Raw genomic sequence first — 15,055 nt, 5'->3', positions numbered from 1 at the left:
GCACAGTATTTACCTATTGATTATCAGTAAAATAATTTAAAAAATGGACACGATAATTCCTCGTAAAAGTAAAAAATTTAGATATCTCGCAATAGCAATTGCTGTTTTTTTAGTTTTGCTCGTAATCGTCCTTTTTGCATTTAACACCAAAAGAACTTTAAATGTAAAATCCGACGAATTGGTAATTCAAAAAGCAGAAAAAGCCTTTTTTGAAGATTTTGTAGTTTTTCAAGCAAAAGTAGAGCCATTGAACGTTATGCTTGTAAATGTTACTGAGGGAGGTTCTGTAAAAGAAATCTTTGTAGAAAATGGCGCAATGGTTACCAAAGGACAATCGCTGGCTCGTTTGTACAATCCGAATACAGAATTGAATTATCTTACTCAGGAAACTGCTATTATTGAGCAAATCAACAATTTGAATACGGGTAAATTAAATATCCGAAATCAAGAATTAAATCTAAACAAAGATTTGGTTTTGATAGAGCATGATTATAACGACGCGAAGAGATTATATGATATGAATGCGAAGTTGTATGAGAAAGATGTAATTTCTAAAAATGACTGGAATACTTTTAAAGAAAGCCTTCGTTTTCAGGAAGAACGCAAAAGAACAATTCAGCAAAGCATTCAAAAAGAAAAACAAAGCAATCAGGTTCAGATTTCGCAAATAAACCGTTCGATCCAGACTATGGAAAAAAGTTTGGATATTCTTAGAAACAACAAAAAGAACTTTTTAATTACAGCACCAGAAACAGGACGATTAACCTCTTTTGAACCTGTTTTAGGAAAGACTTTTCAGGCAGGTGCAAGCATTGGAAGAATCGATTCTAACAAAGGTTACAAGCTGATTGCCGAAGTAGACGAATTTTATCTGGAAAAACTTAGAGAAGGTTTAAAAGGACAGGTAGAATTTAAAGGGAAAAATCTTGAAATTATCGTGACCAAAGTAATTCCTGAAGTAAAAGGCGGACGATTTACTGTGGAGCTTGCTTTTGTAAGTAAAGAAAATATTGTTCTGCAGGACGGACTTAGTTTTGGCGTAAAACTGATTTTGTCTGAAAAGAATAGAACTTTGGTAATTCCGAGAGGAGCTTTTAACCAGGAAGCAGCAGGAAAATGGATTTTTGTCGTAAACGGAAACAAAGCAGTAAGAAGAAATATCAAACTAGGCCGCGAAAATCCTTCGTATTATGAAGTGCTGGAAGGCTTAAAAGAAGGCGAATCTGTAGTTACTTCTTCTTACAGCGATTATAAGGATATCGAAGAGCTTTCTCTCGAGTCGCAATCGCAGTAGATAGTCGCAGTTTACAAATCGCATTTCACATTTTACAATTATAAAAGATCAATCATCAATCAAAAAACGTATTTAATAACATTTCAAAACCTAAAAAAATTATGATCACAATTCAGAATTTAACCAAAGTTTTTAGAACAGAAGAAATAGAAACTGCTGCTTTGAGCGGTATCAATTTAGAAATAAAAAAAGGAGATTTTTTAACCATCATGGGGCCTTCTGGATGTGGAAAATCGACTTTATTAAATATTATCGGGCTTTTGGATAGCGCAAGCACAGGAAGCTACAAACTGCTAGACCAAGAAATGATTGGCTTAAAAGAAAAAGGCAGAGCGCAAGTGAGAAAAGAAAACATTGGTTTTATTTTTCAGAATTTCAATTTAATTGATGAGCTTTCTGTTTACGATAATATCGAAGTGCCCTTGCTTTACAACAATGTAAAAGCTTCTGAAAGAAAACAGAAAATTGAGGCGATTGCTGAGAAACTTAATATCTCTCATCGTTTGAAACATTTTCCGCAACAGCTTTCTGGAGGACAGCAGCAGAGAGTTGCCGTTGCAAGAGCTCTGGTAAACGATCCAAAAATTATTTTGGCCGATGAGCCAACAGGAAACTTAGACAGTAAAAACGGTAATGAAGTAATGGAACTTTTAACCGATTTGCACGCTAAAGGCGCTACCATTTTGATGGTTACCCACTCTGATTATGACGCTTCTTTTTCGCAAAGAACCATTCATATGAAAGATGGAGTTATATTTTCTGAGAAATTAAATCAACGCAATGTTGATGTTTTTATGGACGCTAAATAATAAAGTGATGATTAAAATTATTGTTACTGCACTTGTAGTTCTGGTAGAGCTAGTATGCAAAATATTTACTATGATGTAAAACCGAAAGGTTTACCAAAAACAACCATATCAACTATAAAAAATATACCTCAAAATGATTTTTAACTGGTTTAAAATATTTATATATCATTTAAAACAAAGCAAATTGTTTTCGTTTTTAAATGTTTTAGGACTAAGCATCGGGATTGCTTCTGTCATTTTTGCGATCTTATATTGGAACAATGAAAATGCATACGATCAATGGAATCCTGAAAAAGAGAATGCTTATCTTGTTCTAAACAAAATTGGTTCGGGAGATATCTGGGCGACTAGTTCGATCCCTTTTGGCGAGACTTGTAAAGCTACAATCCCTGAAATTGACAAAATTTGTTTTCTCTACAATTGGTACGAAGATGGCGTTGTTAAATTTCAAAATCTAAAAATATTAGATAAAAAAGTTATCCGTACAGACGAAAACTTTTTTGATTTTTTCCCTTTTGAAATTATAAAAGGAAATAAACAGAACATTTTAAAAGAAAAAAATAGTGTTGCCGTATCCGAAGATCAAGCAAAATTGCTTTTCAAAAACGACGATCCAATTGGTAAATCAATTACGTATGGTAATGGCGATTATATCGTAAAAGCGGTTTTTCGCGTAACTAAACCGTCTTCAATCGAGCCAAATTATGTCTTTAACGGGGTTAAACGCGAGGGCGACAGAGATCAATGGGGGAATTTTAATTATGCTTTAATGGTCAAAGCTAAAAAAGGAACCAATTCTGCTGCTCTTATAAAGAAAATGCAAAATGTAATTTTTGTTAACAGAACCGTAAAAGATGCCAAAGCCAGCGGTCAGACCGTAGAGCAATATTTAAAAGAAAACGGACAGGTAGAAGTGATCCTAGATCAATTGAAAACGTCTCGTTTATATGGCACAATAAGTTCAGGAGGCCAAAATTTTCCTGAAGGGCAGGGCAATTTAAAATTGCTTTACATTATGGGCGGTTTGTCTGTTCTAATCTTATTTTTATCTATAGTAAATTATATCAATTTGGCAACTGCATCGGCCATCAAACGTGCCAAAGAAGTAGGTGTGCGTAAAATTGTGGGTGCAACAAAAAAACAAATTGTTACGCAGTTTATTTTTGAAACCTCTATAATCGTAACGCTTGCAATTGTTTTTGCACTTGCAATTGTAGAACTTTCATTGCCTTATTACAATACCTTTTTGAGAAAAACTTTGACTATGAATGGCGGCGAATTTTACCTGCAGCTTATTTTTATATTTGGATTAGTAATCGTTCTTGCGGGTATTTTCCCTGCTGTTTATATCTCAAATTTTGAAACATTAAAGGTTTTAAAAGGGAATTTTTCAAGAAGTAAAAGCGGTATTTGGATTCGAAACTCAATGCTTATCTTTCAATTCGGAATTGCTGCCTTCTTTATCATTGGAGCATTGATTGTTAATTCGCAGGTTAGTTACATGATGAACAAAGATCTAGGCTTTAGCGGTGATCAGGTACTTTCTATTACCTACAACACAAAAGACCGATTAAGCAGAACAGATAAATATTTAGCAGAGAAACAAGAAATTAAAAAAATTCCAGGAGTTGTAGATGTTACTACATTTGCTGGCACTTTTGGAGGCAATTCGGGATCAAGTTCAGGATTTAAGCATAATGGAATTTTTGTACAGCCAAAAAACATCGAAATGGATTTTGGATTTCTTGAAATGATGAAGATTAAAATAGTTGAAGGACGCGACTTATCTGCTCAATTTGCTTCAGACACTGTAAACGGCATGCTTATAAACGAGACACTTGCCAAAGAACTAAATCTTAAGAATCCAGTAAACACCATGATAACATCGGGCTGGAGTATTGGAAACAGTGATAATTTGAAGTTTAAAGTTGTTGGAGTTGTGAAAGACTTTAATTTAATCAATTTACAGAATAAGGTTCCGCCAATGGTTTTTATTAGTTTAAAAACACTAAAATGGAATAATTTCAATAGAGTGCTTGTAAAGGTTTCTCCAAATAATTTAACAGAAACGTTAGAAAAATTGAAATTATATTGGGAGAAAAACGTTAACCCTGACTATCCGTTTGATTACGAATTTGTTAACAAAGGATTTGCAAAAACTTATGAAGAGCAAGTCAAACAAAAAAACCTCTTTTTCATCCTAAATTTAGTCGTAATCATAATTGCTATCTTTGGATTGTTCGCTTTGGCATCATTTTCGATGGAGAGAAGATTGAAAGAAATCGCCATTCGAAAAACATTAGGAGCCGAAACAGATATACTCTTAAAAGAATTGTCGAAACAATATATTGTTTTCTGTTTTATAGGATTTGCAATCGGGATTGTTCCTGCTTATATATTATTACAGAAATGGCTTGAAGATTTCGCTTTTAGAATTGGAATATCAACAGTTCCGTTTATAATTGCCCTGATTTCACTTTTGTTTTTAACATTAGTAATTGTTTTAACAAAAGCATTTCAGGTAACTAGAATAGATGTATTAAAATATCTAAAATACGAATAAGCTTGTAGACCATTTTTTTTAAAGAAGCCCGACAGATTTCAGTAAAATCCGTCGGGCTTTTATTTTTAATCTTTCATTGTAATGGCATCATTATAAATTAACTTATCCAGACTTTGGTCTCGATCGTAAACATCTGGGAAAAAATTGACTTCTCCATTGTCCTGAACCCAGCAGGTAAAATAACCTATATAAACCGGAATTTTACGTTTAAGCATGCAGGTTGTTTCTTTTCCGCCATTCATAGCACTCTCAATTTTGTCTGCCGGCCAGTCTGGATCGTCTTTTAAAATATGCAATGCAAGCTGTTTGGCTTCTTTCACATTGATACAGCCGTGGCTAAAAGTGCGTTTTTCAAATTCGAATAAACTTTTTGCAGGCGTATCGTGCATGTAAATATCATTCGGATTTGGGAACATGAATTTTACTAATCCCAGCGAATTTTTCGGCCCTGGTTTTTGTCGCACTTTACCCCCATTCCATTCCATGTTATGCTCTTCCAAATAGTTCTTATCACTTGCAATCTGGAGTTTTAATTCGTTTTGAATAATGCTATTGGGTACGTACCAATAAGGGCTAAAGACTATTCGATCCATACTTCCGCTAAAAATCACCGTTTCACTAAGTCTGTTACCCACAAAAATGTCCGAAACCAGATCATATTTTCCGTCCTTAACATAAAACAGTCTAAATGAAGGAATATTAACCATGACGTACTCCTCTGCTTTTGCCAATTTGGTCGGAATCCATCTGCATCTTTCCATGTTCAACATAATGGTTCTGATTCTCTTGCTAATCGGCTCATTCATTTGATTAATAATATCTCTCGTTAGGGCATAATTTATTTTTAAATTATATCTCTTTTTATAATTTAAAACTCCCGCCATCAATTCTTCATCATAAATATCACTTCCAGAATCTTGTTTTAAATCTCCTACTACAAATAAGCGATTTCTAATTTGTTTAATGGCGATAGCTGTATCGTCTGGTCTTAAATCTTTAAAAGTCGCACTGTCAATCGCAATTTTCTGCCATAGATTATCGGTTTCAATTTTACGGTATTTTTTTAGCGCATCTTTCAATCTGTAGTATTGGCTGAATAAAAGATTATCGTCTTTATCCAATCGATCCGAATCCACCATTAATGAATCTAGAATGTGAGAATACGAAATGGATTTTGCAGGCAGATACCATCCTATTTTTTTCAATGTCGCGGGATCAACTCCAGAATACACATTGCTTGCATAAAACACATACATACTGGTAAGTAGTAATTCGGTATCAAGCTGAGATGGTTTGTTTGAAGAACTTTCATTAAATGCCTCATCAATTTGTTCTTTATAAGGCATCTTTTCTTCAATTCCCTGATCTTTCAGAACATTTACTTTCTGATACAATAAGGATCCAAATTCAGTGATACTTTTATCATCATACCAAATAGATTTGTACTGTTTGGCTTTATAAATATCATCAACATCTTTCTGATATTTTTTAAGCTTTGGATATTTCTTGAAGAAGGCATTGATGGAAGCCGCATCGATTGTAATGACAGCAACATCTTTTCGATTTGACAGATCAGAATTGCTTTTAGCATTGTTTGACAATGAATTGAATGAAAATGCAAAAAAACTGACTGTAACAATAATTAAAGAAAAAGTAAAATTTCGCATATTTTTAAAGTTTAAATTGGTAGAAATAACTTTAAAAAAAATACCGAAAACCCAAAAAATTACTCAAAAAACCTTAGTTTTCACATATTTTTTTCCTGTCTGGTAATCAATCGATTTGGGTAATCAAATATAACGAAGTTTTGTGAGAATTTTATTTATTTGAAAGAAAACTTACATAAAAGAACATTCTTTTAAATTGGAAAAACTTTTCTAAATGCATCAAAATAGATAATGCTACATAAATTCCATTTTAATGAAAAGTTATGTTGAATAATTTTGAATAATCTCAATATCAATAATTACAATCCAAAAACGCTTAATTTCCGAACTTAATCTGTTATCTTTGCACCCTGAAATCAGTTTAAATAAATATAATCTTATAAGACTGTTTTTAGAGAATAAAAAAATAGCCCATTACAATGAAACTAGATAGAAAAGAAATTCTAAAAGCCTTAGAGACAATCACTATTGCTGGAGAAGGAAAAAATATGGTTGAAAGCGGTGCTGTAACCAATGTTATTACATTTGGAGATGAAGCTGTTGTAGACCTTGTATTGCATACGCCTGCTATGCACATCAAAAAAAGAGCTGAAGATGATATTAGAAGAACAATTCATGAACTAATATCGCCAGATGCAAAAGTAAAGGTAAATATTAAAGTAGAAGCTCCAGAGAAACCGGAAATTAAAGGCCGTGCTATTCCTGGAATTAAAAATATTATTGCAGTTGCTTCTGGTAAAGGAGGAGTAGGAAAATCTACTGTAACTGCAAACTTAGCTGTTACACTTGCAAAAATGGGTTTTAAAGTTGGTGTTTTAGATGCTGATATCTATGGCCCCTCTATGCCAATTATGTTTGACGTTGAAAACGAAAAACCGATTTCTGTAACCGTTGACGGAAAATCAAAAATGAAACCTATTGAAAGCTACGAAATCAAAATGCTTTCAATCGGATTTTTTACAGCGCCAAGCCAAGCCGTAATCTGGAGAGGACCAATGGCTGCAAAAGCATTAAACCAAATGATTTTTGATGCAGATTGGGGAGAATTAGATTTCATGCTTCTTGACCTGCCTCCTGGAACTGGAGATATTCACCTTTCTATCATGCAGTCACTTCCAATTACTGGAGCGGTTGTAGTAAGTACTCCGCAAGCAGTGGCACTTGCAGATGCCAAAAAAGGTGTGGCAATGTTTATGCAAGACAACATCAATGTTCCTGTTTTAGGAATTATAGAAAATATGGCTTACTTTACACCAGAAGAATTGCCAGAAAACAAATATTATATCTTTGGACAAGAAGGTGCTAAAAACCTTGCTGAAGATTTAGGAGTTCCGTTTTTAGGAGAAGTTCCAATTGTACAGTCTATTCGCGAAGCAGGAGATTACGGTCGTCCGGCAGCATTGCAAACTGGTTCTCCAATAGAAACAGTTTTTGAAGAAATTACTAGAAATGTTGTACAAGAAACAGTAAACAGAAACGAAAGCTTACCAGCAACAGAAGCCATCAAAATTACAACAATGGCAGGTTGCTCGGCAGTTAAAAAATAATTAGATAATTGAGATGATGAAACTAATGAGATAATTTGAAAATTAGATAATGAGATAATTTCACGCAACAAAGTAAATTTTCTAATTTTCTAATTGGCACATTTTCGAATTAAAAAACATTCTCTAATTGACACATTAATATTATGACAACAGAAGAATTAACAAGTAATGTTTTATTGGCCTTAGATGAGATAAGACCATTCTTAAAATCTGACGGTGGAGATATTTCATTAATTTCTATCGAAGATGACAAACATGTAAAAGTTCGTTTGGAAGGAGCTTGCATTAGCTGTAGCGTTAATCAAATGACACTAAAAGCTGGTGTTGAAACTACCATAAAAAAATATGCGCCACAAATTGAAACTGTGGTAAATGTAATGTAACAAAAACAGCATCTTTTTTTCCAAATTAAACCCTAAAAGTTTAACAAGAATAATAGGTAAATTATTGTTTGATTGAAAAAATCATAAAATAACACCTAAAAAAAGACGTTTTTTGCCACATTCACAAAAAACAACGCAAAGATTTAAGAGTTTCTGTTAAGGAATTGTTACATTTTTAACTTAAATTTGTCACAAAACCCTTAAATCTTAAACTTATGAAAAACTATTACGCTCTTTTTTTATTATTGTTTTTTGTTTCTGTAGGATATGCCCAAAGTAAGAATGTTGTGGTTGACAAGGCTTGGGTAAGTGAATCTGAAGAATGGTCTGACTTTCAATATTCAGGTAAGATTATCTTTTCAATCAATCCAAACGAAGCACCTGGAACATTGCGAATTGGAAACTACGATTTCTTATACGATTTTGTAGAAGGAAAAGCAAAATTTACAGTAAAATCAACTTACAGTTCAGCAGAATTCTCAAATCCGAGAAAGCTTTCTGCTTCAACTGACAAACAAGGAGTATTAAACACGACTTACGAAGGAACATTGATTTTCCAGTCTGATAGAGATTATTATTCTGTAATCGCAGTGGTTACAATTCTTGAAAAAAACGATAACGTTCTTGGTGTAAAAATGCACTTAAAAGAGAATGATAGAAAAGAATACGCTTTTAGTACTAAACCTACTAGCTAATATAAATTAGGATTTTTTCACGTTATAAAATCCTGCCAAAAATTCCAATAATTAAAATGGATGTATTAATTAAAATTAAAGATCGAGAAGGAGTTATACACGAATTACAGGCTCCGACTGATATGGCAATGAATATAATGGAGTTATGCAAAGCATACGAACTTCCTGTTGAAGGAACCTGCGGAGGTATGGCCATGTGCGCATCTTGCCAGTGTTATGTTCTAAATGATGTTGCATTACCAGAAATGGGAGACGATGAAGAAGCTATGCTTTCGGAAGCATTTTATGTTAAGTCTAATAGCCGTTTGGGTTGTCAGATACCAATTACTGAAGAATTAGAAGGACTAGAATTAGAACTGGCTCCGGAATATTAAAAATAAAAGAAAAGCGAGGATTTATTGATTCTCGCTTTTTTATTATCAGTTCTCATTAGCAATATAACTTCGAAATAGATTCTATTTCTCTCATATACGGTTTCATTCTTCAGAATTATTAAACTCTCTTTTACAAAGCTTTCATAAACTCCCTCGGGTTTTTAAATAATTTTGTTCCCGCAATTAGACAAAAACTAAATAAGTTTACACCACATTAAGCTTATTATATTATTATCCTGACTTTTACAGGCTACCCATAGACTCTTTTGAAAATACTTTTGTAAAAAATTAAGGACTAAACCTATCCTTATATTAATCAGCAAAAATATTCTAATATGAAAAAGTTTCTAAATTACATCAGTATTACATTAATTGCTTTGACATTGTTTTCATGCAGCAAAAATGAATGGACGCCAGAAGTAGAAGCTGAATTTAAAATTGATGCAAAAGAAGGAATGCTAAAAAAGGGGAAAGGAATGCTTTCAGAAGACCAGGTGGATTATATTGTTGATTGTTCTGTTCAAAAATTCAAACAGCAAAACATTTTACCCAATGATGCAAAAAAACCTGAAAATGAATCAAAAGTAAAACAGGCTGCTAAAGAATGTGCTCAGGAATGGCTTACCAAAAATCAGGACAAAATAGGAAAATCGATACTAGCAGAATAAATATTCTAGAATTATAATTCTATTAAATCAAAAAAACCGTAATTACATTGCTGCAATTACGGTTTTCTCTTTATAACAATTTAATTTAATCTCTAGATTATACCAAACCTGCTTTGATTAAGTATTCAGCGATTTGGATCGTGTTTGTTGCAGCACCTTTTCTTAAGTTATCGGCAACAATCCACATGTTTAATGTATTTGGCTGGCTTTCGTCACGACGAATTCTTCCAACAAAAACATCATTTTTACCTTCTGCGTACAATGGCATTGGATAAGTAAAGGTATCTAAATTATCTTGAACTACTACTCCATCTGTATGGTGTAGAATTTCGCGAACTTCATTTACATCAAAATCATTTGTAAACTCAACGTTTACCGCTTCGCTGTGTCCACCTACAACTGGCACACGAACTGCAGTAGCTGTAACTCTAATGGTGTTATCGCCAAGAATTTTTTGAGTTTCGCGAACTAATTTCATTTCTTCTTTAGTGTATCCGTTTTCTTCAAAACTATCGCAGTGTGGAATTGCATTTCTGTGAATTGGATATTTGTAAGCCATTTCACCTTGAACTCCAGCGTACTCGTTTTCTAATTGTTTTACCGCTTTTACACCAGTTCCTGTAATAGATTGGTAAGTAGAAACAATGATTCTTTTAATGTTGTATTTTTTGTGCAAAGGAGACAAAGCCAAAACCATTTGAATTGTAGAACAGTTTGGATTTGCAATAATTTTGTCTTCTTTCGTTAAAACTTCAGCATTGATTTCTGGAACTACCAATTTTTTAGTAGGGTCCATTCTCCATGCAGAAGAGTTGTCGATTACGGTTGTTCCAGCTTCAGCAAATTTTGGAGCCCATTCTAATGAAGTATCTCCACCAGCAGAGAAAACAGCAATATCAGCTTTCATATCAACAGCTGTCTGTAATCCTACTACTTTATATTTGGTTCCTTTATATTCGATTTCTTTTCCAACTGATCTTTCTGATGCAACAGGAATTAATTCTTTAACAGGAAAATTTCTTTCTGCTAATACTTTAAGCATTACTTCGCCTACCATTCCGGTAGCACCTACAACTGCAATTCTCATTTTTATATTTTTAAATAATCAATTAATCTAATTTGTAACGCAAAAGTAAGTATAATAAAAGTTTCCACAAGGCGATTCACAAAAAATAACAAAATGTTATAAAATGAACATTTTGTAAAAAAAACCATTTCTACAATACATCCTTATTGATTAACTTATTACTCATTTTCTCCCCAAATTAATACTTTGTCAATATTGGTAATGTTAAGTTTTTCTGTTTGGTTAATTAATCTCAGTCGACTCGCAAAAATCTCCAATACTTTATTTACTTCAATGATTGCAAATTCCAAGTCAGACTTTTCAAGATCTATAATATTATATAAAACGGGAGGCACAAATTTTTCCTTAACTTCAATGTCAACAAAATCAAAGCGAATTTTATTGTTCACTTCTGTTACTCGTGGGAAAGGATGCCCGATATAAAAAGATTCTGTAATGCCCATTATTAAATTTTCCCATTCTTTTATATCAGACAAAGAACCACAACATTGAGGATAGTAAACTGCTTTGTCATCAATATTTAAAATATAGCCTCCACTAAAAGAACACTCTAAATCTTTTACTCCTTTATAATCATCAGTTTGCTGAATATCAATTTCTTTTTTAATTACACACAACAAATCTATGTCGGATATTTCATCAATTTTATATAATGATAAGCCTTTAGAATAAGGCTTAAACATATTTGAAAAACCTGCACAAATATTAGTTAAATGATAATAGCCAGCCCACTCATCTTTATATTTCCATGAAGGACCGAAAGCAGGTAATTCTATATTCTGATCGGCATTTAAAACTTCAATAACTGGAATTAATTCTATTTTCATACCACACTTTTTTAAAGCATATTCTTTTTACAAATTTAGACTTTTTCTTACAATTTAATAAAAAAACCGCCTCTTTAGAAGACGGTTAAGTTAGACTTAGTGTAGCGGTATTATATTTTTATTTATTTTTCAATAAATCTCTAATCTGTATCAATAATTCTTCTTGAGTTGGTCCAGCTGGAGGTGGCGGTGCAACATCTTTCTTTTTAGCATGGTTCATTGCTTTAATTATAAGGAACAAAACAAAAGCCACAATAATAAAGTTAATTACTGCCGATATAAAGACTCCGTACTTTACACCTCCAAAAGCAGTTAATTGCTCAATAGTAGACAAATGTGCAGCATCTAAAGCTGGTTTCAACAGCAATGGCGTAATTACATCTTCAATAAATGAGCTGACAATTTTACCAAAAGCTGCTCCAATGATCACCCCGACAGCCAGGTCAACCACATTGCCTTTCATTGCAAATTCCTTAAATTCTGAAAAAAATCCCATATCTGATCTGTTTAGTTGAATAATAAATGAATATCGAAAATACGCAATTTTATTGAAAATTCTTAATATTATCTAAAAAATACCCTCTTAACACGTTGCGAAATACTCGTCATTATCTCATACGGAATTGTTTTTAAGGCTACAGCCATCTCTATCACAGTCGGGCTTTCGCCGAAAATAATTACCGAATCGCCTTCTTTACAATCTATGTCGGTTACGTTGACCATTAGCATATCCATACAAACGCTTCCAACGATTTTGGCTTTTTGATTTTTGATGGTGACAAAACCCACTTCATTTCCCCATAATCTCGCAATTCCATCAGCATAACCAATCGGAATTGTGGCAATTTTAGTTGCTGCATCGGCCATAAAACGGCGTCCGTATCCCACGCTATCGCCAGCAGGAATGGTTCTGACTTGAGAAATGATGGATTTTAACGTTCCAACATTTTCTAAATACTTTTGCTCTGCAGGATCATTTGAAACACCGTACAATCCAATTCCTAAACGCACCATGCTGTATTGTGCATCAGGAAAATTACTGATTCCAGAAGTATTCAAAATATGTCGAATCGGATTAATGTTTAATTCGGCCATCAGTTTTGAAGACAGTTTTTCGAACAATGCAATCTGCTGTCGCACAAAATCAAAATGTTTTGGATCATCGCTTGTTGCCAAATGCGATAAAATACTTTGAACACGAACCGTTGAATTTCCTTTTAAAGTTGCAATCAATTCGTCGATCGTATTGTTTTCAAAACCCAGACGATGCATTCCTGTATCTATTTTGATATGAATTGGATACTCTTTTAAGTTCTTTTCGCGAGCTATTTTCAAAAAGGCATTTAGTCCTTTCAGACTATAAATCTCAGGCTCTAATTGGTATTGAATAATAGATGGGAAACTGGTCGATTCTGGATTTAAAACCATAATGGGAAGTTTTATTCCTCCGTTTTTCAACGCGATTCCTTCATCCGCGAAAGCGACACCCAAATAATCTACTTTTTGATGTTCTAGTAATTTTGCAATTTCTAATCCGCCGTTTCCATAACCAAATGCTTTTACCATCACCATCATTTTGACATTTGGCGCTAGTTTTGACTTATAATAATTGAAGTTATGCGTGATCGCATCGAGATTAATTTCAAGAACGGTTTCATGTGTTTTTTCTTCTAGAAGCGAAACAATTTCTTCAAATTGAAAAGATCTTGCTCCCTTTACTAGAATCGTTTCATTATTGAAATTCAGATTATCGATTTCGGCTATAAAATCGGTCGTGTTTTCAAACATTGTACTGTTTGGAAACTTCGCTTTAAAAGAAGAAATTGTGGGCCCTATACCAATTACGCGGTTTATTTTATTATCTGAGATTAACTGAGCAACTTTAGAATACAATTCTTCATTGCTGAATCCGCTTTGAAAAATATCTGATAAAATAACCGTTTTTGAAGCACCTTTTTTCTTCTGACTTTCTAAAAAGTCTAAAGCAATTTTAAGCGATTGAAAATCGGAACTGTAGCTATCGTCAATAATACTGCAATTATTGATTCCGTTTTTTACTTCCAAACGCATACGAACAGGATATAGCATCTCAATTCGATTCTGAATCGTTTCTTGATCGTAATTAAAGTTTAATAAAACTAATAAACAAGAAATCGCATTTTCTACCGAAGCCGAATCGTTAAAGGGAATTTCTAAACTGAAAATTTCGTTTTTGTATCGATATTGAATAAAAGTATGGTCATTTTTATGTTCTCGTTTTTCAATAAAAACATCTGCATTTTGATCGGTAAAACTCCATGAGAAAAGTTTTCGTGGATGCACCATGTATTCTGCTGCAAACTGCGTTAAACAAGATTCGACAACTTCGTTTTTTTGATAGATAATGATCGGACAATCTTTAAACAAAAGTAATTTTTCATCAATCTTTTGCACCAAATTTAGAAACCCTTCATCGTGCGCGCTTCCAATATTAGTGAGCACACCTATTGTAGGTTTAATTATTTTTTCCAGATGAGTCATTTCGTTAACCGTCGAAATTCCAGCTTCGAAAATGCCTAAATTATGCTTTTCATTAATTGCAATTACCGAAAGTGGAACCCCTACTTGAGAATTATAACTCTTTGGACTTCTAATAATATTATAATCCGGACTCAATAAGAAATTAAGCCATTCTTTTACAATCGTTTTACCATTGCTCCCTGTTAATCCAATAACTGGAAAATGGAATAAGTTTCTATAGTAAGCAGCAAATTCCTGAAGTGCAAAAAGCGTATTTTCAACAATCAAAAAATTAGCTTTATCGGCATAACCTTCTGGAATATATTGCACAACAAAATTTTGAACCTTGTTTTCTATTAAATCTGGAATAAACAAATGAGCATCATTGTTAACCCCAGCCAGAGCAAAAAATAATGTTTGCGATCCGTTTTGAAGCGAACGGCTGTCAATTGAGATATGATCGATTAAAACATCAGCATCTGAGCCAATCCATTTGGCGTTGAGAACTGAAACAAGGCTTTTTAAATTTAGACTCATTTAGAAATTTCTTTTTTTCAAATTTAAAAAAAGGTTTGCCACGAATGTCCCAAATTTTTACAAATTAATTTCACGCAGATTTAAAAAAAATTAAGCAGATGCGCG

13 protein-coding genes are annotated in these 15,055 nt (G+C 33.2%); 8 read left to right on the top strand and 5 right to left on the bottom strand.

From position 1 onward, the window contains the following. Window positions 1-43: 43 nt before the first annotated feature. The 3 genes from BSF41_RS12040 (at window position 44) to BSF41_RS12030 (ending at window position 4,666) form a co-directional block, all read left to right on the top strand. The gene (locus BSF41_RS12040) at window positions 44-1,294 is read left to right on the top strand and encodes an efflux RND transporter periplasmic adaptor subunit (RefSeq protein WP_095929737.1); all 1,251 of its coding nucleotides are present in this window, start codon (window positions 44-46) and stop codon (window positions 1,292-1,294) included. A gap of 101 nt (window positions 1,295-1,395) precedes the next feature. Further along, on the top strand, window positions 1,396-2,103 hold the full coding sequence (locus BSF41_RS12035) for an ABC transporter ATP-binding protein (protein WP_095929736.1): 708 nt from the start codon (window positions 1,396-1,398) through the stop codon (window positions 2,101-2,103). 133 nt (window positions 2,104-2,236) lie between these two features. Next, the gene (locus BSF41_RS12030) at window positions 2,237-4,666 is read left to right on the top strand and encodes an ABC transporter permease (protein ID WP_095929735.1); all 2,430 of its coding nucleotides are present in this window, start codon (window positions 2,237-2,239) and stop codon (window positions 4,664-4,666) included. A gap of 65 nt (window positions 4,667-4,731) precedes the next feature. Here BSF41_RS12030 and BSF41_RS12025 read toward each other — a convergent pair whose 3' ends face one another. Continuing rightward, on the bottom strand, window positions 4,732-6,333 hold the full coding sequence (locus tag BSF41_RS12025) for a murein L,D-transpeptidase (protein ID WP_095929734.1): 1,602 nt from the start codon (window positions 6,331-6,333) through the stop codon (window positions 4,732-4,734). Window positions 6,334-6,752: 419 nt separating this feature from the next. Here BSF41_RS12025 and BSF41_RS12020 point away from each other — a divergent pair, with 419 nt between their 5' ends. The 5 genes from BSF41_RS12020 to BSF41_RS12000 all read left to right on the top strand — a co-directional run bounded on the left by BSF41_RS12020 (window position 6,753) and on the right by BSF41_RS12000 (window position 10,000). Next, the gene (locus BSF41_RS12020; protein WP_095929733.1) at window positions 6,753-7,880 is read left to right on the top strand and encodes an Mrp/NBP35 family ATP-binding protein; all 1,128 of its coding nucleotides are present in this window, start codon (window positions 6,753-6,755) and stop codon (window positions 7,878-7,880) included. A 143-nt stretch (window positions 7,881-8,023) separates the two neighbouring features. Next, complete coding sequence (locus BSF41_RS12015) at window positions 8,024-8,263, top strand: NifU family protein (RefSeq protein ID WP_095929732.1); 240 nt, start codon at window positions 8,024-8,026, stop codon at window positions 8,261-8,263. A gap of 215 nt (window positions 8,264-8,478) precedes the next feature. Further along, window positions 8,479-8,958 carry a hypothetical protein gene (locus tag BSF41_RS12010; protein ID WP_095929731.1) on the top strand — a complete coding sequence of 160 codons (480 nt, stop codon included), beginning with the start codon at window positions 8,479-8,481 and terminating at the stop codon, window positions 8,956-8,958. A gap of 56 nt (window positions 8,959-9,014) precedes the next feature. Next, a complete protein-coding gene (locus tag BSF41_RS12005) occupies window positions 9,015-9,332 on the top strand; it encodes a 2Fe-2S iron-sulfur cluster-binding protein (protein WP_095929730.1) in 318 nt (105 codons plus the stop codon). A 335-nt stretch (window positions 9,333-9,667) separates the two neighbouring features. Next, window positions 9,668-10,000, top strand: coding sequence for a hypothetical protein (locus tag BSF41_RS12000; protein WP_095929729.1), 333 nt, complete (start codon window positions 9,668-9,670; stop codon window positions 9,998-10,000). Between the two features lie 97 nt (window positions 10,001-10,097). Here the strand turns inward: BSF41_RS12000 and BSF41_RS11995 are convergent, their stop codons facing one another. The 4 genes from BSF41_RS11995 to BSF41_RS11980 form a co-directional block, all read right to left on the bottom strand. After that, a complete protein-coding gene (locus BSF41_RS11995) occupies window positions 10,098-11,087 on the bottom strand; it encodes an aspartate-semialdehyde dehydrogenase (RefSeq protein ID WP_095929728.1) in 990 nt (329 codons plus the stop codon). A 158-nt stretch (window positions 11,088-11,245) separates the two neighbouring features. After that, entirely contained in the window at window positions 11,246-11,914 is a 669-nt protein-coding gene (locus BSF41_RS11990) for a hypothetical protein (protein ID WP_095929727.1), read from the bottom strand. A 118-nt stretch (window positions 11,915-12,032) separates the two neighbouring features. Next, on the bottom strand, window positions 12,033-12,410 hold the full coding sequence (mscL, locus tag BSF41_RS11985) for a large conductance mechanosensitive channel protein MscL (RefSeq protein WP_095929726.1): 378 nt from the start codon (window positions 12,408-12,410) through the stop codon (window positions 12,033-12,035). 68 nt (window positions 12,411-12,478) lie between these two features. Continuing rightward, the gene (locus BSF41_RS11980; protein WP_095929725.1) at window positions 12,479-14,950 is read right to left on the bottom strand and encodes a bifunctional UDP-N-acetylmuramoyl-tripeptide:D-alanyl-D-alanine ligase/alanine racemase; all 2,472 of its coding nucleotides are present in this window, start codon (window positions 14,948-14,950) and stop codon (window positions 12,479-12,481) included. Between the last annotated feature and the right edge of the window lie 105 nt (window positions 14,951-15,055).

Source organism: Flavobacterium sp. ACN2 (genome assembly GCF_002303885.1).
In the GTDB taxonomy this organism is placed as follows: domain Bacteria; phylum Bacteroidota; class Bacteroidia; order Flavobacteriales; family Flavobacteriaceae; genus Flavobacterium.
This window is presented reverse-complemented; position numbering and strand designations above follow the sequence as displayed.